The sequence below is a fragment of the Colidextribacter sp. OB.20 genome, from assembly GCF_009911595.1.
In the GTDB taxonomy this organism is placed as follows: domain Bacteria; phylum Bacillota; class Clostridia; order Oscillospirales; family Oscillospiraceae; genus Lawsonibacter.
The window spans coordinates 21,517-42,168 of record NZ_QWKG01000019.1 but is presented as its reverse complement, the minus strand read 5'-3'; the positions used below and the strand labels follow the sequence as shown (position 1 = coordinate 42,168).

General features: G+C 60.1%; 19 protein-coding genes. 1 reads left to right on the top strand and 18 read right to left on the bottom strand.

Translation table 11 applies throughout. The annotated features are described in order from the left end of the window. Nucleotides 1–50 precede the first annotated feature (50 nt). The 7 genes from D1641_RS06210 to D1641_RS06180 form a co-directional block, all read right to left on the bottom strand. Nucleotides 51–734, bottom strand: a complete 684-nt coding sequence (locus D1641_RS06210; protein WP_160663756.1) for a DUF2461 domain-containing protein — start codon at nucleotides 732–734, stop codon at nucleotides 51–53. Between the two features lie 12 nt (nucleotides 735–746). Then, nucleotides 747–1,592 carry an RNA polymerase sigma factor gene (locus tag D1641_RS06205; RefSeq protein WP_160663754.1) on the bottom strand — a complete coding sequence of 282 codons (846 nt, stop codon included), beginning with the start codon at nucleotides 1,590–1,592 and terminating at the stop codon, nucleotides 747–749. Nucleotides 1,593–1,761: 169 nt separating this feature from the next. Continuing rightward, nucleotides 1,762–2,685: a HAMP domain-containing sensor histidine kinase gene (locus tag D1641_RS06200; protein ID WP_160663752.1), complete on the bottom strand. Its 924-nt coding sequence runs from the start codon at nucleotides 2,683–2,685 to the stop codon at nucleotides 1,762–1,764. Nucleotides 2,686–2,697: 12 nt separating this feature from the next. Continuing rightward, nucleotides 2,698–3,504, bottom strand: coding sequence for a hypothetical protein (locus D1641_RS06195; protein WP_160663749.1), 807 nt, complete (start codon nucleotides 3,502–3,504; stop codon nucleotides 2,698–2,700). Beyond that, entirely contained in the window at nucleotides 3,497–4,408 is a 912-nt protein-coding gene (locus D1641_RS06190; protein WP_160663747.1) for an ATP-binding cassette domain-containing protein, read from the bottom strand. The genes D1641_RS06195 and D1641_RS06190 overlap by 8 nt, the downstream gene beginning before the upstream one ends. A 161-nt stretch (nucleotides 4,409–4,569) precedes the next feature. Further along, nucleotides 4,570–5,244, bottom strand: a complete 675-nt coding sequence (locus D1641_RS06185; protein ID WP_160663745.1) for a response regulator transcription factor — start codon at nucleotides 5,242–5,244, stop codon at nucleotides 4,570–4,572. A gap of 81 nt (nucleotides 5,245–5,325) precedes the next feature. Next, nucleotides 5,326–6,663, bottom strand: coding sequence for an MATE family efflux transporter (locus tag D1641_RS06180; RefSeq protein ID WP_160663743.1), 1,338 nt, complete (start codon nucleotides 6,661–6,663; stop codon nucleotides 5,326–5,328). 104 nt (nucleotides 6,664–6,767) lie between these two features. On the opposite strand from D1641_RS06180, the gene D1641_RS06175 reads away from it, so the two are divergent. Then, nucleotides 6,768–7,598, top strand: a complete 831-nt coding sequence (locus tag D1641_RS06175) for a MerR family transcriptional regulator (RefSeq protein WP_160663741.1) — start codon at nucleotides 6,768–6,770, stop codon at nucleotides 7,596–7,598. A 26-nt stretch (nucleotides 7,599–7,624) separates the two neighbouring features. On the opposite strand, the gene D1641_RS06170 is transcribed toward D1641_RS06175, so the two are convergent. The 11 genes from D1641_RS06170 to D1641_RS06120 form a co-directional block, all read right to left on the bottom strand. After that, a complete protein-coding gene (locus D1641_RS06170; protein WP_160663739.1) occupies nucleotides 7,625–8,239 on the bottom strand; it encodes a DUF4125 family protein in 615 nt (204 codons plus the stop codon). Nucleotides 8,240–8,275: 36 nt separating this feature from the next. After that, a complete protein-coding gene (locus tag D1641_RS06165) occupies nucleotides 8,276–9,235 on the bottom strand; it encodes a DUF4037 domain-containing protein (protein WP_160663737.1) in 960 nt (319 codons plus the stop codon). Beyond that, the gene (locus tag D1641_RS06160) at nucleotides 9,232–10,095 is read right to left on the bottom strand and encodes a tetratricopeptide repeat protein (RefSeq protein ID WP_160663735.1); all 864 of its coding nucleotides are present in this window, start codon (nucleotides 10,093–10,095) and stop codon (nucleotides 9,232–9,234) included. Before D1641_RS06160 ends, D1641_RS06165 begins: the two co-directional genes overlap by 4 nt. Nucleotides 10,096–10,360: 265 nt before the next feature. After that, entirely contained in the window at nucleotides 10,361–11,986 is a 1,626-nt protein-coding gene (gene groL / locus D1641_RS06155; protein WP_160663733.1) for a chaperonin GroEL, read from the bottom strand. A 150-nt stretch (nucleotides 11,987–12,136) separates the two neighbouring features. Continuing rightward, complete coding sequence (locus tag D1641_RS06150; protein WP_160663731.1) at nucleotides 12,137–12,421, bottom strand: co-chaperone GroES; 285 nt, start codon at nucleotides 12,419–12,421, stop codon at nucleotides 12,137–12,139. A gap of 204 nt (nucleotides 12,422–12,625) precedes the next feature. After that, the gene (locus tag D1641_RS06145) at nucleotides 12,626–13,246 is read right to left on the bottom strand and encodes a TatD family nuclease-associated radical SAM protein (protein WP_160663729.1); all 621 of its coding nucleotides are present in this window, start codon (nucleotides 13,244–13,246) and stop codon (nucleotides 12,626–12,628) included. Nucleotides 13,247–13,330: 84 nt separating this feature from the next. Further along, nucleotides 13,331–14,101 carry a TatD family hydrolase gene (locus tag D1641_RS06140; RefSeq protein ID WP_160663727.1) on the bottom strand — a complete coding sequence of 257 codons (771 nt, stop codon included), beginning with the start codon at nucleotides 14,099–14,101 and terminating at the stop codon, nucleotides 13,331–13,333. A gap of 357 nt (nucleotides 14,102–14,458) precedes the next feature. Beyond that, nucleotides 14,459–15,682 carry an aspartate kinase gene (locus D1641_RS06135; RefSeq protein ID WP_160663725.1) on the bottom strand — a complete coding sequence of 408 codons (1,224 nt, stop codon included), beginning with the start codon at nucleotides 15,680–15,682 and terminating at the stop codon, nucleotides 14,459–14,461. A 195-nt stretch (nucleotides 15,683–15,877) separates the two neighbouring features. After that, nucleotides 15,878–17,089, bottom strand: coding sequence for a homoserine dehydrogenase (locus D1641_RS06130; protein WP_160663723.1), 1,212 nt, complete (start codon nucleotides 17,087–17,089; stop codon nucleotides 15,878–15,880). 78 nt (nucleotides 17,090–17,167) lie between these two features. Then, on the bottom strand, nucleotides 17,168–17,608 hold the full coding sequence (locus D1641_RS06125) for an ACT domain-containing protein (RefSeq protein WP_160663721.1): 441 nt from the start codon (nucleotides 17,606–17,608) through the stop codon (nucleotides 17,168–17,170). Nucleotides 17,609–17,825: 217 nt separating this feature from the next. Further along, complete coding sequence (locus tag D1641_RS06120) at nucleotides 17,826–20,594, bottom strand: transglycosylase domain-containing protein (protein WP_160663719.1); 2,769 nt, start codon at nucleotides 20,592–20,594, stop codon at nucleotides 17,826–17,828. Between the last annotated feature and the right edge of the window lie 58 nt (nucleotides 20,595–20,652).

Sequence of the window (20,652 nt, the reverse complement as noted above, 5' to 3'; positions counted from 1 at the left end):
ACCGGCCTGGGCCGGTCCTTTCCTTTTTCATTTCGATATATCTGGCAGGTTTACCGCTCCGGCATCTTGAACCCCGCAAGCGCCTTGTTCAAATAATCATTGAAGGGCTTCATCCGGCGGAATATGTCCGCGGCTTTGGACAGGAACAGCCCGCCGTCCGCAAGCTCCTCATCCTGAATGGGGTATTCCAGATACCAGCTCTTAAACTTCAAGTATTCCGCCTGGGGATGCTCCTTGTCGTATCCAGCCGGGACGTTTTTCAGTGCTGACCCGCCCACCGTAAAATGCTCCCGGAAGGACGGGGCGGCTATGACTGCCTCCCACTCGCCGCCGTGCTCCGAGATATAGTCCCGCACCATTCGGGTGGCGTCCTTGAACATGTCAGCGAACAGGCCGCCGCCCAGGAAGGATTGTCCGCCCGGCTTGAGCATCAAATAGTAGCCCACCGGGACAGGCAGCTTTCCCATGGACGAGATGTGCGCCCGAAATGCAGGGTTGTAGGGGGACTTGTCATGGCTGAATCTGGTGTCCCGCACCAGCTTGAAGGTCAGCTCCTTGGGGGCGTGGCCGAGAACGCTGCCGTCAAATTCTCCGATTTGGAGGATCAGCGCCTGGATCAGCTCCTCGAATTGCCCGTTAGCCGCCTGGTACTCGGCCTTGTGGGCGTGATACCACTCCCGATTGTTGTTGGCGCTCAGCTCGGTCAGATAGTCCAAAATCACCTGTGTATTCATCTCTCCACCCCCTTACGCTTCCGCAACTGTGGAAAAGGCCGGACCGTTTAAAAAGTCACGGATCATCTGCTTGAGCCGCTCCGGGGACTGGTACGTCCGGCAGAACGAGAACTGCTGGGAGTATCCGTCGATCTCCTCCATGGCCGCCGTCACCTCCACAGCGGTGTCGCTGGGCCTGGCGGCGGTAAAGTCCAGCCGGTTGGGGGCAATCCGATGATTCTGGATGGCATAGTTGACCCGATTCGCGCAGCGGCAGGTTCCCTTCCCGTACTCGCCGCAGTATTCCGAAAGGAAGTCTGCCATCTTTTTCCGCACCCGGGAGAGACGCTGGCGGTAGGTCTCCGGAGAGATGCCCAGAATGTCTCCGGCAATCCGGCTGTCTACCCGGAACATTGTGCCCAGAATGAAGATGCACCGGCTCTCCGGGTCCAAACATTGCAGCATGACGTTCGTGCAGGACAGCTTCAGCTCCTCGGCCAGGATGGTCTTCTCTACATTCTGGGTCAGGTCGGGCACGTCCTGAATTTTCCCGCTACGGATGTCGTCTCCGTAGAACTCAAAGCTCAACGGGAATTGGGCGAACATGTGCTTCTTGTAGTCCTTGAGGTGGTTCACCGCAATGCGGAACACCCAGGTGGTGAAGGCGCTGTCCCCCCTGAAGGAGGAGAGGTGAGTCATTACCTTGAGCAGAATGTCCTGGGACGCGTCCTCCGCGTCGTGGAAGGTGCCCAGCATCCGCAGAGACAGGTTGAATACCAGATCCTGCACACCGGCCAGCACCGTCTCCAGCGCGGCCTTATCCCCCGCGGTGGCCTGCTCAAGCAGAGCAGACAGTTCTTGATTTTCTTTTGTGTTCATAAAAACACCTCCTGTAGGATTAGACTGGTGTGAACCGAATCTGTGACAGAGTAGCTGAATTATTTGCTGATAGTTTTTCAAACTATACCAACCGGGCCAGACAGCGCGTTCCGCCCCTCGCTGTAGCATACGCTGAGATTTTGCAGCTCCGATATCCGATATACCTGCGTCATATCAGAAAACCGGGCTCTGTGCGGGAATGTCCGTAGACGGCAGGTTTTTGACCGCGAAAGGTCAGCTTAATTTCCAGCCTGTCTCCCGTGATCTGCGCGGACACCTGTCCGTCCATCTTCTCCATCAGCTCCCGCACAATGGACAGACCCAGACCGGCCCCGCCCTTTGCCCGGGCGGGGCTGCTCTGGTAAAAGCGGTCAAACAGGTGCTCCGGGTCGGGCCTGGGGCCGGGAGGCAGCTCGTTGGAGAAGCAGATCACCTCGTCCCCGCCGGAGACCGTCAGCCCCCCGCCGCCGTGGCGCAGGGCGTTGACAATCAGGTTCCGGTATACCCGGCCCAGAGCCTCCCGACTGGCCCAGACCGCCATATCCTCCCGGTCAAACCGCAGCTCCGGCTCCACCCCCGCCGCCTCCAGCTGGGGGTAAAGCTCCGCCAGGGCGTCCCACAGGGGCGGCAGAGCCGCCATGCTTTCACATTCCAGCGGCAGGGAGCCGCCTTGAAGGCGGGTATAGAGGAACAGCTCCTCCAACAGCTCCCCCAGCTCCTCCAGCCGCTTGCCCACGATGTCCAGATACTCCGCCTGACGCTCCGGCTCCCCCTCCAGCAGCTGCAAGTAGCCCATGGCCCCGGCCAGCGGGGTGCGGATGTCGTGGGAGATGCAGGCCATGGTGTATTTCAGCTCCTGCTCCCGCTTCTGGGTCTCCAGACGGAGCTGCCGCCCCTCCTCCAGCCGGGCATTCATCGCCTGACACAGCCGCCGGGGCGGGGCGCCGGACATCCCCACAGTCAGGCGCAGATTGCTCTCCGCCGGGGTCTCCTCCAGCACCCGGGCCATCTCCAGCATTTGAGTACGGTAGGCCCACAGGCGGGTTGCCGCGAGTCCAAGGGCGGCAAGGGCTAAAATCAGGGCAGGCAGCACGAAAATTCCTCCTTAAATATCCCGCTTCTCCATGGCCAGCAGGCTTCCGATTCCGTAAATGGCCGCCCATGCAAAGGTACAGGCCAGAACCACCCACACTTGGGTGATGCCGCTCTGAGGTGCGTAGCCGCCCTTTACCACAGAGGAGAGGAAAAATTGCTCCAGGGGAGGCCAGTGCAGCAGCTTGCCCAGCGCCCCCACAAAGGCGACCGTCAGCCCGCTCCCGGCTACCAGAGACAGAATGATTCCCAGGGTGGTGCTTCTGGTCAGCAGGACCAGGGCCAGGGCCATCAGGGCAAACGCCCAGTGGGGCAGCCACATCCAAAGGGTATACCGCCAAATCTGTGAGATGGAATCCGGCGCCGGGTACATGTGGATCAGCACTGGGGACAACAGCATCAGCAGGACGGATAAAACGGTAATGATCCCACTGTAAATGCCTGCCAAAGTAACTTTTGAAAGGACATAATCCCGGCGGCGAGGATTGACACAACAGGTATTTTTGATAAATCCGCTGGAAAAATCGCCGTTTACAAACAATGTCATTCCAATCCCGGTCATGACCAGCAAAAAGCCGCTGCCCAAGCTTTCATGCATAAAGTCCAGCTGTGACATATTTTGGATGTACTCGCTCATCATGCGGTCGGACTCGTCGATTTCTGCCCCCTGTTCCTCCATAGCGGCCAGGGTCTCCGGGTCGGAAAGGGAGCGGGCCATAACGGTCACCAGAATCAGCAGCAGCGCCGTAATGCCCAGTACAATGTAAAAGCTCCGGCTTTTGAACAGCCGCCGCAGGTCCATACGCAGCATATTAAACATGATCCGTTCCTCCCATCCGCTCCAGAAAATAGCCCTCCAGGTCCTGCCGGTGCAGGCCCATCTCCTCCACTGCGATGCCCGCTTGGGCGAGAATCTGCCCCACCGCCCTGGTGTCCGCGGCTTCGTAGATGCGAATCTCACCCTCCGGCCGCATCTCCCAGCGCTTCAGATGGAGCTCACGCTCCAGCAGAGCTGCCGCCATCTCGGGCTGGCTCGGGCGCAGGTGCAGATAGTCGGTGCACTTCTGCGCAAGCTCCCCGGCGGTGATCTGCTCCACCATCCGTCCCTGCTGGATGATTCCATACCGGGTGGCAATTTTGCTCAGCTCCCCCAGAATGTGAGAACTGACCAGAATGGTCAGGCCCCGCTCCCGGTTCAGCCCCAGGAGGAGCTCCCGCATCTCCCGGATGCCCTCCGGGTCCAGGCCGTTGATGGGCTCGTCCAGCAGGAGCAGGTCCGGTCCGCCCAGCAGGGCCAGAGCCACCCCCAGCCGCTGCTTCATGCCCATGGAGTAGTGGCGCACCGGCTTTTTTTCCTTCGGGGACAGGCCAACGGTCTTCAAGATTTCCCCCACCTGCCGCTCCGGATTGTCCAGCCCCAGCAGGGCGGCGTAGAGCCGCAGATTTTCCCGGCCGCTCAGGTCGGGGTAGAGCCCCGGCTGTTCAATGAGGGCCCCGACCCGGCGGCGGGCCACCGAGTCCCGGACCGGCTTGCCGAAGATCAGCGCCTCCCCCTGGGTGGGCCGGGCCAGGCCGCACAGGAGCTTTAGCGTGGTGGACTTGCCCGCGCCGTTCTGGCCGATGAAGCCGTAGATGTCCCCCTGCTCCACCACCAGCTCCAGGCGGTCCACCGCCCATCTGTCTTTGTAGCGCTTGGACAGGCCCCTTGTCTGTATCACTGACATGTAAAAACCTCCTTTTGCTTGAAAACTCTGTAGGGACGGCGGTCAGCCGCCTGCGGGCGCTGTGCGGCCCCACAGGATTTCTTGTTTGCAGGGACAGGATAACAGGCAAGTGCCCAAACATCGCAAAGAAAAGGTAAAGAAAGTATAAAGTTTACATGTTGTCACCCTTCTGCCAGTTTAAAGCCGATGCCCCACACGGTCTGGATGTAGCTGTCCGTACCGCTGGGCCGCAGCTTGGCCCGGATGTTGCTGATGTGGACGGTGATGGTCTTGTCCTCCACGGCGCAGTCCTCCTGCCAGACCGCCTCATAGATTTGCTGCTTGGTGAACACCCGCTTGGGCCGGCCCGCCAGCAGCTCCACAATCCTGAACTCGTGGGCGGTGAGGCTGACCGGCTGGCCGGCGGCGGTGAGGGTCATCTCCTCCGGGTTCAGCACCCAGTCCCGGTAACGCAGAAGGGTCTGGGCAGGAGCGGCGCTGGCGTGGCGGAGCTGCACCAGTATCCGGGCCCACAGCTCCTCCAGCTGGTAGGGCTTGGTCAGGTAGTCATCCGCCCCCAGGCCCAGCAGCTCCACCTTGTCGGACAGCTCCGTTTTGGCCGACAGCACGATGACCGGCGTCCGGCTGGTTTTGCGGATCTCCCCGATCAGCTCGCCGCCGGACAGCCCCGGGAGCATCAGGTCCACCAGCAGGAGGTCAACGCCGCCCGCCTGCCAGAGCGAGCGCCCCTCGGTGCCGGAAAACGCCTGGCTGCACTGGCAGCCCTTCCGCCGCAGGTACTCGGCGGTGGAGTTGTTGATGTCGGTATCGTCTTCAATCATCAGGATGTGGGGCATGGGACGGCCTCCTCAGTCAGTTTTAAAAATTATACCGCAGACGGAGAGAGAAAGAAATGCCTTTGCCCCAAAATATTTTGCTCAATATCCGTAACGCTTCCGGTATTTCAGCAGCAGTACCGCCGCCATAACCGTCCCCAGCAGCTCGGCCACCGGCGTTGCCAGCCACACGCCGGCCACGCCCCCCAGCAGGACGGGCATAATCTGGATACTGGCGACCGTGAACAGGAAGGACCGGGAGAAGGCCAGCACAGCGGACACCACCCCGTTGGACAGGGCGGTAAACATCCCGCTGGCAAAGACGTTCAGTCCCACAAACAGCAGGGCCAGGGAGCACAGGCGGTTTCCTGTAACAGCCAGCTCATAAACCGGACTGTCTGGCCGGGTGAAGATACCCACCAGGGGGACGGTTGCCAGGATGGAGACCACCGTGCACAGGACGGAGACTCCAACAATGAACCGGACGCTGAATCCCACCAGCTTTTTCAGCTTATCGTGGTTCTGCTCCCCATGATAGTAGGAGATCATGGGGGCCACGCCGTAGGAGTAGCCGATGAACAGGGCGCTGACAAACATAAGTACATACATAATAATGGTGATAGCCGCCACGCCGTCCTCACCCACGTATTTCAGCATCGCCATATTGAACAGCAGGGTGGTGATACCGGACACCAGCGAGGTCGCCAGCTCCGACATGCCGTTGGTGGAGGCGTGGAACAGCACGCTTCCCCGAAGGACCGGCTTTTCAAAGTGGAGCAGATTGTTTTTCTTCCGAAACACCAGAAAGCCCACCACGGCGGTGATGGAGTAGCCCAGGCCAGTGGCGATGGCCGCGCCCTGGATGCCCAGGTTGAACAGGGAGATCAGCGCGTAGTCCAGGATGATGTTGGTCACGCCTCCCGCCACGGTGCAGATCAGGGACAGGGTGGACTTGTCGGCGGCAATCAGGTACAGGGAGAAGTTATACATCAGCAAAATGGGGATGGTGAACAGGAGGTAATTGCTCAAATAGGTGTGGCAGTAGCTGAACACCGCCGGGGAGAGACCCATAGCCCCCAGCAAGGTGTCCATGAGGGTGTAGCCCAGCGCCATCATCACCGCGCCTACCACGGCGTTGGTGAGGATTAGTAGCGTAAAATCCTGCCGGGCCTCCTGTTCTTTGTGCTCCCCCATTTTCTTCATCACCACGGCGCTGCCGCCGGTAGCCAGCATCCCGGACACCGCCGTAATCAGGGCGATGGCCGGAGCGGTGAGGTTGATGGCGGACAGGGCCTCCATGCCGATGAGGTTGGAGACGAACAGCCCGTCCACCATGGTGTAGAAGGTGTTGAATACCGTCATGACAATGGTGGGGAAGGCGAAGCGCAGGATGTTTCTGCCTGTGACAGGCAGGTGGTAAGAGTCCAGTTTGGTTTCCATGGTTTCCTCCTTTTGGTCTTGCGGTTTTATTTGACAGGGGGTATCATAAACCGTGTGGCCGCCACGCAGTCAAGAGGTATTTTTCATTTTGGGAGGAAATTTTTATGGAACGTAAAAAAGGCTGGCTGACCTCCGGGGCCTTCGCCGCCCTGTGCGGCACAACCAAGGAGACCCTGCGGCACTACAAGGATGTGGGACTGCTCCTCCCGGCCCACCGGGGGGACAACGGCTACTTCTACTACGACGCGGAGCAGTTCTATGATTTTTACGCCATCTCCATCTTCCGCCAGACGGGCACACCCCTGGAAGAGATCCGCCGCTGTCTCCGGGGGCAGGACGCCGCCCAAACCATGGACCTGCTGCGGGAGCAGCGGTCCCGGCTGGAGGCGGAACGGCAGAAGCTGGAGCACATGGACTTTGTGCTGTCCAGTGCTCTGCGCAATCTGGAGTTTGGGCCGGACATGGTTCCGCAGACCGCCTGGTTTGACGCGGAGCACCTGCTGGCAATTCCCGCCAGGGAATTGGAGGGGCTGATGTCTCCGGCGGCCAGCGAGGAAGAGATGCTGATATCCGTACTGGAGCGCTGCCGGGCGCTGTGCGGCCAGTATGGGGTGCGGACGGATTTTCAGCTGGGTGCCATCCACCGGCCGGGGGAACAGGGCGGACCGAGGGCCATCAGCCACCTCTACACCCGGCTCAAAGAAAAAGCGGACTTCCCCTATTACATGGAGAAGCCCGCCGGGAACTATTTATATGTCTGCTGCCGGGGCCGATGGGATATTTCAGAGGGCTACGCAGCCCTGGAGGCGCATATCTGCCGGCAGGGGCTGAGAACCGAAGGGTTCTTCTATGCCTGCGATTTGGCCGGATTCATTCTCAACTCAGTGGAGAAAAACGCGGCGTCTATGATCTCCGCGCGGCTGTTAAATGATTAGGGCCTGTTTAGGTCGCTTCCACCGTGTTACAGCCTCGCCTCAGCCTCGTCAATGGTCTTATAGCCGTAGAGACGGACCATGGTCTCCTGGATCATGACGGCGAGCGACCTCCCCTGTGCCTTGAGCTCTTTGAGATAGGCGGCGTAAAGCTCCAAAAGCTCGGTCGGGTAGGTCGCCAGCTCGCCCCGCTCATAGGTTTCCTGTGAGGTACAGCCTGTGCTGTCGCCGGCCGCGGTAATCGGTCTCCCGGCGCCGGAGAGCTTTGGGTACTGCCTCGCAAAATCCTCTCCCCACCCGACCATAGCTTCTACGATTTCGTTAATCAGGCGGCAGTTTTTTTCCGGTACATAGGGCATATAGTCCGCGATGTGCTCCTGATAGTACTGCGGATCGGTATACTCCATCATACGGCCATATTTTTCCGTCATCAGATTTCTGCCGTTCTCCTCACAGGAGACAGCATATGTATAATAACAGAGCAGCATTTCGTCGGTCCAGTTTTCATACTGGCTGCGGCGCATGATGGTAAAGGTCTCTTGGTCGTCCTGACAGCCGGCCCTCCCGCCGATATTTTGAACCTTTTGGAACATATTCCACTCTAAATTGATAATGCTTTCAATCAGTTTGCTGTTTTTATCCATATTGCTCCCTCCGATTTACTCATTTTCATTTGGTGGTCAGTTATGACAGTCTGTCATGGGGTGCATTGCCCGAAGCTGCGGGTCTTTGATCCCCTCCATGATCTCACTAATGTGGCCCTGCAAAAAGCTGTCCGGTGTATAGGATAATGCCTGGGCGCGCAGCTCCTCCGCTGTGGCGGCACAAATTTCCTCAGTCAGCTGAAACGCCTCCTCGTGGACCACCGGGGCAGGCTTTTCCCCTATAAGGGCGGGAATCCGAACCAGCGAGGCGAGCAGGGGCGCAATCACCCCGCCCAGCTTGGGCAGGGTCCGCATATTGTAAAAGCCCCACTTGTAAAAGGGGGTGTATCGCCGGTTCAAAAGGTGTGCCATGGAGATTGACGCCTCCGCAAAGCGGGCAAACGCAAGGCTCGCGGCCACTTTGTCCTCCCGCCTGATGAGACGAAGCAGGTTGTACTGTCCGGCCTGCGCCATAATGGCGGCACGGGCGGCAATCTTTTTCCGGCGTACATCTTCAGGGTAAAAGGCGAGAAGCTTTTCTCTGGTCATGGAAAAGGCAGTGTTTTGGTTGTGGAACAGCCGGCCGTTTGTGGCGCTGGCCAGGTGCGCCTCCGGGGTCATAAGCCAATCCATATTGCTCTGGGGCCCCTCGGGGCTTCCTGTAAATCGCCGGTAGAAGCTCCCTCCGGTCATAACGCCCAGCCGGTTCCCCGCGATGATGCTTTCTTTGGAAAATCCGCAGAAGCGGTCAGGCAGACTGTCATACGCCCTCCGCAGTGCGTGGCCATAACGGGAGAAGTCCTCATCACTGAGCCAGACGCAAAAGCCCGGCGCAAAGTCGTGGTCCCGGGAAATTTCATCGTCAAAGTCAAAGCACTGGGAGCCTTCCCCGCAAAGCCCGACGGATACCCGCGCAAACAGAGAGGGGTCAACCCGCTCAATCATTTCCCGCCCATAGGCCTCATAATATTTTTGGGCGAGCTCCAGTCCCTTCATGCCCTGACCCTTTCGTAAATAGCCTTCGCCCTGTCCGCAAAGGTCTTGGCAAGCTCGGCATCGCCAAGCTGCGTGTAACAGCGGGCGGTGTTGTCACAAAGAACGGCATAGCTCAGATTTCCGTCGCCGAACTCCTGCTCAATCAGCTCCATCGCCTGTCTGAACTGGGCTATGGCCGCTGTGTAGTCCTTCTTGATATAGTTGATTTTTCCCAAAACATTGACCGCCGCGGCATAGTGAGTGTCCTGACCGCCGCCGGCCTTTTCAAAGGCGGCAAGGGCCAGCAGGGCTTTTTCCTCAGCGCCGTCAAGCCGGTTCGAGGCAAGGCAGAGCTGCGCCCAGTTCGTGTAGGTGATCGCGACCTCCAATTCGGTCCCCGTCAGCCCTTCCAGAATTGAAAGGGCCATCTGCAAGTGCTTCTCGGCGTTTGGGAGATCCGCGGCGTCCTGGTACAGAGAGCTGATATTATTATGTAACGTAGCCATGCGGTAATCCGCGGCCATCCCTTTTTCCGTGAAAATCCCGGCGGCTCTCTGGAAAAAAGCAAGGGCTTTTTCTCTTTCACCGGCCTGTGTGCAGGTTGTGGCGTAATTCATCAGGGTGGTGGCGTAGTGTTCGCTGCCGGAAAGGCCGAGCTGCTCTAAATAAGCAATGGCCTTTTCGTAAAGCGCTGCGCCCTCCTTGTACCGGGACAGTTTGCGGTAATATCCTCCAAGCTCGTTGCAGATCGCAATGGCGGAGCTGAGATCTCCGCTGTGTTCCGCGGCCTTTAAGCTTTCTTCCATGTAGGTTTCCGCTTCCGCCATTTCCTTGTTTGCAAAAAAAGTATCAAGCCTTGTGAAAAACTGGTTGATATCCATATAAGCCTCCGTTTAAGATGCTCCAGACAGAACAGAGGAAAAAGAAGGCCTCAAAATCTTGAAATCTCTCGTTTTTCCTGGAACATCATCTTCTTGACAGCATTATAAGTCAGAACAATCCTGATGTAAAGCGGAATGTGAAAGTTTGCAAAACCAGCAATCACTGGCAGGGCGTGGCGGCTGGGCTTGCCGCCCGATCAAATGACCGACAAGACCGATACAGAGAAAGCCCGGCACCTAGTGCCGGGCTCTCAAAAAATTCAGCTTAATACATGCCCATGTCAGGGGCGGGAGCAGCGGGAGGAGCGGGGGGCTGGGGCTTGTCGGCCACCAGGGACTCGGTGGTCAGCAGGACGGAGGCGATGGAGGCGGCGTTCTCCAGGGCGGAGCGTGTGACCTTGGTGGGGTCCACGATGCCGGCGGGGATCATGTCGCAGTACTCCTCCTTGTAGGCGTCGAAGCCGTAGCCGGTCTTGCCGGACTCCTGAATCTTGGCCAGCACCACAGCGCCGTCAATGCCGGCGTTGGCGGCAATCTGCTTCACGGGAGCGGTGAGGGCCCGGGCCACAATCTGGACGCCGGTTTTTTCGTCACCCTCGGTCTCGGCCAGCAGCTTCTCCACGGCGGGGATGGCGTTGAGGTAGGCGGTGCCGCCGCCGGCCACGATGCCCTCTTCCACTGCGGCGCGGGTGGCGTTCAGGGCGTCCTCAATGCGCAGCTTCTTCTCCTTCATCTCCACCTCGGTGGCGGCGCCCACCTTGATGACAGCCACGCCGCCGGCCAGCTTGGCCAGCCGCTCCTGGAGCTTCTCCTTGTCATAGTCGGAGGTAGTGACCTCAATCTGGCTCTTGATCTGGCCGATGCGGGCCTTGATCTCCTCGGAGGAGCCGGCGCCGTTGACGATGGTGGTGTTCTCCTTGGTGACCTTGATCTGACGGGCGGAGCCCAGCATGCTCATCTGGGCCTCCTTCAGCTCCAGGCCCACGTCGGCGGAGATGACCTGGCCACCGGTGAGGATGGCGATATCCTGGAGCATCTCCTTGCGGCGGTCGCCGAAGCCGGGGGCCTTGACACAGACCACGTTCAGGGTGCCGCGCAGGCGGTTGACAATCAGGGTGGACAGGGCGTCGCCCTCCACGTCCTCGGCGATAATCAGCAGCTTTTTGCCGGACTGGACCACCTGCTCCAGAATGGGCAGCAGCTCCTGGATGTTGGAGATCTTCTTGTCGGTGATGAGGACGAGGGCGTCGTCCAGCTCGGCCACCATCTTCTCGGTGTCAGTGACCATATAGGGGGTGATATAGCCCCGGTCGAACTCCATGCCCTCCACAACCTCAGAGGAGGTCTCGGCGGTCTTGGACTCCTCAATGGTGATGACGCCGTCGTGTCCCACCTTCTCCATGGCCTCGGCGATCAGCTTGCCGATGGTCTCGTCGCCGGAGGAGACGGTGCCTACCCGGGCGATGTCGTCGGAGCCGTTGACCTTCTGGCTGTTGGCCTTCATGGCCTCGATGGCGGCGGCAGAGGCCTTGGCGATGCCCTTCTTCATGACCATGGGGTTGGCGCCGGCGGCCAGGTTCTTCAGCCCCTCGTGGACAATGGCCTGAGCCAGCAGAGTGGCGGTGGTGGTGCCGTCGCCGGCCACGTCGTTGGTCTTGGTGGAGACCTCCTTCACCAGCTGGGCGCCCATGTTCTCAAAGGGGTCCTCCAGCTCGATCTCCTTGGCGATGGTCACGCCGTCGTTGGTGATGAGAGGAGCGCCGAACTTCTTGTCCAGCACCACGTTCCGGCCCTTGGGGCCCAGGGTGATCTTCACGGTGTCGGCCAGCTGGTTGACGCCCTTCTCCAGCGCCTTGCGGGCCTCCTCGCCGTAGCAAATAATTTTAGCCATAAAGCATTACCTCCAAAATTTCATTTCAGGTTTGGCGTAGGGCACGACGACCTCGGCGCGCCGTATGTGTACCGCCAATTTGTTTGTAACGGCGCGCCCAGTGGTCGCGCCCTACACAATCCTTCGGGAATTGCTGGGCCCCTAAGGGTCTTACTCCACAACTGCCAGGATATCGTTCTGGCGGACGATGGTGACCTCCTCGCCGTCCAGCTTGACCTGGGTGCCGGAGTACTTGCTGGTGATGACCTTGTCGCCCACCTGCACGGTCATGACGACCTCCTTGCCGTCCACCGTGCCGCCGGGGCCGACGGCAATCACTTCGGCCACCTCGGGCTTCTCCTTGGCGGCGCCGGTGAGAATGATGCCGCCCTTGGTGGTCTCCTCAGCCTCCACCAGTTTCACGATGACGCGGTCAGCCAGGGGTTTGAGTTTCATAACGGGTTCCTCCTTATATAGCTTAATTTTTTAGGATCAACAAATGCTTGACTTAGCACTTAATTCTTTTGAGTGCTAACTTCATCTAAGATAATAACCGCTTTCAGCAAAAAAATCAACCCCCAATTTCAAAAAATTTGGGGTTGATTTGAAAGGATTTACATTTCGTTCACAAACAGACAGTCGGAGTGCTAAAATCAGCGGTCAGGAATCAATGAAGCTCCGGACCCGCAGTTTCACCCCCAGGCGCTCGGCGATCTTCTGGCAGGTCTCAATCTCCTGGGGAGTCTTGTCCTTGTCCACAATGGTCATCACCACGTTGGGCACATAGGAGGCGGACTTTCTGGCAAAGTCCAGCATGGCCTGCCAGGCCGCCTCACCCTGCGCAGGGTGGCAAATGGCCGCATAGTCTGAGGCATTGGCGGCATTCAGCGAAATGGACAGGGTGTCGATACGGCCCCTCAGCTCAGGACAGACATCCCGGCCGTTGATGAGGTTGGCGTGGCCGTTGGTGTTGATCCGCACCGGGGGAAGCCTGTCCCCGAACTTCTCCTTCAGCCGGTCCACCAGCCACAGCAGGTCGTCAATGCGGTAGGTGGGCTCGCCGTAGCCGCAGAACACGATCTCCCGATAGGAGCACACGTCCCGGCTGAGGAAGCTGTCCAGGGCCTCCTCTCTGGTGGGCTCCCGCTCCAGCCACAGGGAGTCCTCGGTATAAATGGAGCCCTGGGCCTTGCCCTGACGCAGGCAGAACTCACAGGCGCAGTTGCACCTGTTGGTCAGGTTGACGTACAGCGCGCCCTCGTATTCATAGGTAATGGTCATTAATATTGCTCCTTTCCTGTGTGCAGGGCGAGACGACCTCGGCCCGCCGCCTCTCAAATAACGGCGTGCCGGAGTCGTCGCGACCTACGGCGCAATCCCGAAAAACCGCTTTCCGTTCTCCAGCGTGACCTCTGCCGCCTCGTCGGGCGTCATCCCCTTCACCTGGGCGATGGTCTCCGCCACCCGGTACACATAGCCCGAGTCGTTCCGCTTGCCCCGGAAGGGCTCGGGGGTCAGGTAGGGGGAGTCGGTCTCGATCATGATCCGGTCCATGGGCAGCCAGTCGATGACCTCCAGAGACCTCCGGGCGTTCTTATAGGTGACCACCCCGGTGAAGGACAGCATCCAGCCCAGCTTCACCAGGGTTTTGGCGTCCTCCAGGCTCCCGGAGTAGCAGTGGTACACCCCGGTGACATTGGGGTGGGCGCGGACCACCTCCAGACAGTCGCGGTGTGCCTCCCGGTCATGGACAATCACAGGCAGATGTAATTCCTCCGCCAATTCCAGCTGGGAATGGAACACCTTCTGCTGGAAGTCATGGGGTGGGTTTTCCTTCCAGTAGTAGTCCAGGCCGATTTCCCCGATGGCCCTTACCTTTGGACGGGCGGCCAGGGCCCGGAGGGCGTCTGGCCAGCTGTCCTCCCAGGGACCGCAGTCGGAGGGGTGGACCCCCACGGCGGCGTAGACGAAGGGAAACCGCTCCGAGAGCTCTGCCGCCGTCTGTGAGCTTTCCAGATCACAGCCGGGGTTCAGAATCAGCTCCACCCCTTTTTCAGGCATGGAGGCCAGAACCTCCAGCCGGTCGGCGTTGAAGGCCCCGGAGTCATAGTGGGCGTGGGTGTCGAACAAGCGCATGGTGTCTCCTCCTAAAACCGGCTTGACAGAGCGCCGGAGGGCTGTTATAATATAGGACAAGAGGGCGGTCAACCGGATTGGGGCCGGTTGGCGGTCAATCTTTCAACAAGTTTATAGCTTGAGAAAATGCCGCTTTCCTGCTTAGTCCGTGGGGGCGGCTACTTCTTTAGGTTGTGGCCTAATTGAATCGCCGCAATAATAAGCATAAGTAATGCTATGATTTCGCCTGCGCTCATCGGCCTCACCTCCTGGGTACTTGCTGAGGCTTGGCCCCGCCTCTCTTGCTTAACGGCAGTATACCCCGGTCAATCAAAAAAATCAAGAGGGACGGCGCCTGCCGTCCCTCTTTCTGTCTGTTTACGCGTTGCCAAACTCGCTGAAGAAGCGGTCGTGGATCGCCTGAACAGCCCGGTCGGCGTCCCGCTCGTCCACCAGGACGGAGACCTTGATCTCGCTGGTGGAGATCATGTTGATATTGATTCCGGCGGAGTACAGGGCCTCAAACATCTTGCAGGCCACGCCGGCGTTGTTCACCATACCGGCGCCCACGATGGATACCTTGGCCACCTGCTCGTTGACCTCCACCGTTTTGAAGCCAATGGAGTCCTTGTGCTCCTCCATCACCGCGCGGGCGGCCTGAGCGTCTCCCCGGGCCACGGTAAAGCTGATGTCCTTGCTGTTGTCGCGGCCGATAGACTGTAAAATAATGTCCACATTGATGCCCTTCTGGGCCAGCAGGGAGAAAATCTTAAATGCGATACCGGGCTGGTCGGCCAGCTCCACCAGAGCAACCCGGGCTACGTCCTTGTCCTTGGCCACGCCGCTGACATGTGTTTTTTCCATCTTCTTGACGACCTCCTTCACTTTTGTACCGGGCTTTCCGCTGAAGCTGGACAGTACCTCCAGATTGACGTTGTACCGCTTGGCCATCTCCACCGAGCGGTTGTGGAGCACCTGAGCGCCCAGGCTGGCCAGCTCCAGCATCTCGTCGAAGGTAATCTCCTCCAGCTTATAGGCCCCCTTCACCCGCCGGGGATCGGCTGTGTAGACGCCGTCCACATCGGTATAGATCTGACACAGGTCGGCGTGGAGGGCGGCGGCCAGGGCCACGGCGGAGGTATCGGAGCCTCCCCGGCCCAGGGTGGTGAAATCGTCATACTTATTGATGCCCTGGAAGCCGGCCACAATGACGATCTTGTGCTTATCCAGCTCCTTCTGAATGCGCTCGGTGCGGATTCGCTTGATCCGGGCGGCTGAGTAGGACGAGTCGGTGAGCATTCCAGCCTGCCAGCCGGTGAGCGAGATGACCTGATAGCCCATGCGCTCGATGGCCATGGCGCACAGGGCGATGGAAATCTGCTCGCCGGTGGCAAGCAGCATGTCCATCTCCCGCTTGGAGGCCTTGGGGTTGATTTCCCGGGCCTTTTCGATCAGGTCGTCGGTGGTGTCCCCCTGTGCGGACAGAACCACCACCACACTGTGTCCCTTGCGGTAGGTCTCGGTGACGATACGGGCCACATTGCGGACCTTGTCCGCGTCGGCCACCGAGCTGCCGCCGAATTTTTGTACGATCAGAGCCATGTATGGTATTCCCCCTAAAGGTTTAAATCGTTTTACCCCGCCTCCCCCCCTGTGGGGGAGGTGGCACGGCGAAGCCGTGACGGAGGGGGGACGATAGCCATAAAACGGTGGAAGGGCGTCCCCCTCAGTCAGCCTGCGGCTGACAGCTCCCCCACAAGGGGGGAGCCTTTTTCTATTCTATGCGCCCGCGTCCTCTCAGGCCAGCACCCGGAACACAGAGCCTGCATCCGCGCCGGACAGCTTCTCTCTCAGCTCCGGCTCAGTCATGGGGGCGGTGAGGAAGGCCGCCTCCCCGGCGGGGGCGCCGCTCCGGGCCAGCAGTTGGATGTCGCCGCAGCGCTTCTTCGCCTCGTCAACAGACATCCGAGCCCGGACATACCAGGGGGAGCTGAGGATGTCGGCGGATACCACCAGGTCGGGGGCACCCTCCTCCCAGCCGTTGTGCCGGTCCTTCTTCAGGTCCTTGGCGATGTCGATCACGTCGGCCACCACGGCGGAGGCGGTGGGCAGCTTGCCTGCGCCCCGGCCGTAGAACATCACGTCGCCGATGGCGTTGCCGGTGACGGCGATGGCGTTGAACACGTCCTCCACCCCGGCCAGCGGGTTGTCCCCGGGCACCAGGTGGGGGGCGACGAAGGCGCACACTCTGCCCTCAGGCTGGCGCAGGCAGCGGCCCAGCAGCTTGATCTTATAGCCCACCGAGTCGGCGTAGGCCACGTCCTCCAGAGTGACCTGCCGGATGCCCTGGGTGGGCACTTGGTCGGGGTAGACGTGCCGACCGAAGGACAGAGCCGCCAGGATGCAGATTTTCCGGCAGGCGTCGTGGCCGTCCACGTCGGCGGTGGGGTCCTTCTCCGCATAGCCGTTGGCCTGAGCCTCGGCCAAAGCTTGGTCGAAGGTGAGCCCCGCCTTGATCATCCGGGTGAGGATATAGTTGGTGGTGCCGTTGAGGATGCCGGTGACTTCCTCCAGCTCGTTGGCGGCCAGGCAGGAGGTGAGAGGCCGCAGAATGGGGATGCCCCCGCCCACGCTGGCCTCAAAGAGATAGCTGCACCCGTGTTCCTTCGCCAGCTGAAGCAGCTCATAGCCGTGGGCAGCCACCAACTCCTTGTTGGAGGTGACCACGCTCTTGCCCGCCTTTAAGGCCCGGGTAGTGAAATCCAGGGCGATCTTCGCCCCGCCGATGGTCTCCACCACAATGTCCAGCTCCGGGTCGTTCTCCAGAACGGCGAAATCCTTGACAAACAGGTCCGCATAGGGGCTGTCCGGGAAGTCCCGCACGTCCACAATATATTTCAGCCGCACCAGGTCGTTCACCCGGTGGTCAATGATGCCGCCGTTGGTGGTGAGCACCTCGGCCACGCCGGAGCCCACGGTGCCAAAGCCCAAAATCGCTACGTTTACCATTCTTTTTTCTCCTCCAGAATTTATTTTGTCGTCTGTAGGGGCGGCTATCATGCGCCCCTACAGACTGCCTTCAGCTTTTTACCCCGCCAGGATCTCGCACTTGATGACTCCTGCGCCGGCGGAGACGTGGGCCAGCACCTCCTCCAGGGAATCCCGCAGGGCGGAGGTCTCCGCCGTCATGGTGACCACCGCGCAGCCGTTGACCGGAATGCTCTGGTTGATGGTGAGGATATTCACCCCGGTGCCTGCCAGGACGTTGAGCACCCCGGACAGCACCCCCGGCTCATCCTTCAGCATCACCTGGAAGGTGACGATGCGCCCGTGGAGCATGTCGTTGAAGGGCCGCACCGCGTCCTTATACTTATAGAAGGCGCTGCGGCTGATGCTCACCGCCTGGGCCGCGCCGTTGACGGTCCGCTCCTCTCCTGTCTCCAGCAGACGCTTGGCCTCAGCCACCTTTCGGAAAATTTCCGGCATGGCGCCGGCCTCTACGATGAAGTATTTTGCCGCCCCGCTCATAGCTCTCCTCCAGTCTACGCAGAGATATTGTCCGTGTTGTGCGGCCATTTGTTTTTGGAACGTGGTCTATTGTAGCACAAGAGCCTCCGGCCCGCAACCCAAAAACCCGTCTAAAGGGCGAAACTTTTTCGCTAAAAATCCCGGTTTTTTTGTCATATCATACAGTAGGAGACAGAACAGCGCCGCAGGGGTGTCCTGCGGCGCTGAATGGTCTGTCCTAGCCCACCATATCGTCAGAGGGGAGCAGCGGGTCCGGCGGGAGCACCGGAACATCGGGAAGCACCGAGCCCGGGTTATTGGGGTCCACGGGCGGGTCCGGGTTGCTGGGGTCTGTGGGCTGATTCGGGTCGTTGGGGTCCGCAGGCTGATTGGGGTTGCTGGGGTCCACGGGCTGGTTCGGGTCGCTGGGGCCCCAGGGGTTATTGGGATCGAAGGGATTGTTGGGGTCCACGGGGTCCACAATAGGCTCTGTGGTGTGGACTGTGCAGGGGCCGTAGACGGAGACGTTCTCAAAGCGCCACATTTCGTCGTCCGCCGTGGCGGAGCCCACCAGCTCCCGGACAAAGTTGGGGTAGCAAATCTCCTGCCTGCGGTCCTCCGGGCAGAACTCTCCTGCCTGGTGGTACAGCCCTGTGGGGGTGCCGTCCTCCTTGAGCACCGGGCAGTCCAGGCATACAGTTACCGCGCTCTCCGCCTGGTGGAAGGTGCAGGCCTGTCCCTCGGGGTAGTCCCCCGGGAAGATGGAGCCGCTGGCCACCCGGCTGCCCCGGGGATCCAGGGCGCAGTAGGGGCCGGCAGGCATGCCGGAGTCCAGACAGTAGGTGATGGTCCGCCGCCCGCCGGGGTCTGGGAAGTTCTTGTCGGGCAGGCCCTCGTGGAGCCGGGTCATCACCTTGTTCCACAGCGTCAGGGCGGGGTTCTCATAGTTCCGGGTAATCATCTTCTGATTGCGCTCATAGCCCGTCCACACCACGGCGGTGTAGTAGGGGGTGTAGCCGGCGAACCAGCGGTCGAAGTCGTCGCTGGTGGTGCCCGTTTTGCCGGCGGAGTGCTGTCCCTTGATGTTGTTGCGGCCGCCGGTGCCGTTCCACACGCCCTGGAGCATCTCGTTCATATACCAGGCGGTGGTCTCCTTGATGACCTGCTCCTCCTCCGGGACAATCTCCAGCAGGGGAATTTCCTTGCCGTCCACCATCTGGGTGACCCGGGTGAAGGTGAGGGAGGAGTTGTAGTATCCCCCGTTGGGGAAGACGGAGTAGGCCTCAGCCATATCCCGGACATTGGTGCCGTTGGTCAGACCGCCCAGGGCCAGAGAGGCGATGCCAATGTCGGTTTTCCACTCATTGCCCACCATCCGGCCGGGCTCCAGGTCGATATGATACCTGTCCTGGACAAATTTGAAGCTCTCCTCCGGGGTGACCATGTCGCCCACCAGACGGACGGCGATGGTGTTCACCGAGCGGCGCAGGGCGTCATAGATGACGGTGCGGCCCCGGTAATGGGCGGTGCCCGAGTTCACCGGCCAGGCCCGGCCCCCCATCATCTGATAGGGGTAGTCGTCCACCACGCTGTAGGGGGTGATCTTGCCGAACTCGATGGCGGGGGAGTAGGCCGACAGGGGCTTGATGGAGGAGCCGGAGGGCCGGTGTCCATCGTTGGCGTAGTTGCCCAAAAGGTTTTTGGTCTTCTCCCCGAACTGACCGGCAATGGCCACCAGGTTGTGGCTCTCGTTGTCGATGACGGCGATGGCCGACTGCATCAGCTGGCCGTCCTTGGAGGTGTAGTTCAGGTTGTCCCGGTTGGTGTAGATCTCGTCCACAATGGCCTGGGCGTCCGGATCGAAGCAGGTGTAGATGCGCAGGCCGCCCCGGGCCAGGGCCTGGTTGGTCTGCTTTTCGGACCAGCCGTAGGCCTCTGACAGGGCCTCCTTCACGTCGGACCGGACCGTCTCCTCATACCAGGTGTAGATTTCGCCGCCGCCGTCCGTGCTCTGGTCCTTGACAAAGACCAGCTCCTGGGCCACCGCCGCGTCGTGCTCCTCCTGGCTGATCATCTCCTGCTCCAGCATGCACTGGAGCACCACCTCCTGGCGGTACTTGTTCCAGCGCCGGGCGTCCCAGATCTCCTCGGTGTTCTTGCCCTGGGATTTGGCGAAGGAGTAGGGGCCGTATTTGGAGGGGTTGTTGGTGATGGAGATCAGGCTGGCGCACTCGGCCAGGGTGAGCTCGGACACGGGCTTGCCGAAGTAGCCCAGGGCCGCCGCCCCAACCCCCTCATAGGAGCCGCCGCCCCCGTACTTGTTGCCCAGGGGAATGATGTTCAGATACCGCTCCAGGGTGGCGTCCTTGCTGTTGTTCTGGGTAAAGCGCAGGGCCCGGACAATCTCAATAATCTTCCGCTTTACCGTGACCTCATCATAATTGGTCATGTTTTTCAGCAGCTGCTGCGTAATGGTGGAGCCGCCCGACACGTCGCCGCCGGTGAACATGCTCAGCACCGCCTTGCCCGTCCCCCGCCAGTCCACGCCGGGGTGGGTCCAGAAGCGCTTGTCCTCAATGGCCACGGCGGCCTGCTTCAGATACTCGGGCATGTCCTCGTAGTCTACCCAGATCTGGCTGGTCATGTTCAGCAGGGTGGTCATCTCTCTGTACTCCCCGGTGGCCTTGTCCTTATAGTACATGATGCTGTTCTCCCCCAGGGGGAAGTCGTCCATGCTCAGGTCGGCGATGGGGACGATGACCTCGTTGATATACACCGCAGCAAAGCAGGCCATAATTGCCCCGGTGCACAGGCCGATGAGCAGCAGGGTGCCCAGCACCTTAAAAAGGATGCCCAGAACGTGCAGCACGGGGTTGCGCCTCTTCCAGCGCCTGTGCTTTTTGGACCCTCCGCTCCCGGCGGACTGCCGCTCCCGGCCGGGCGCCTGCCTGCGGGAGGGGTAGTCGCTGTTCTCATATATAGAGTTGTGATCGCTGTATTCTGACATGGTAAATACCTCCGACACAGGTATTATACCAGATTTTCCTTGTTTGTCCACCCATGGA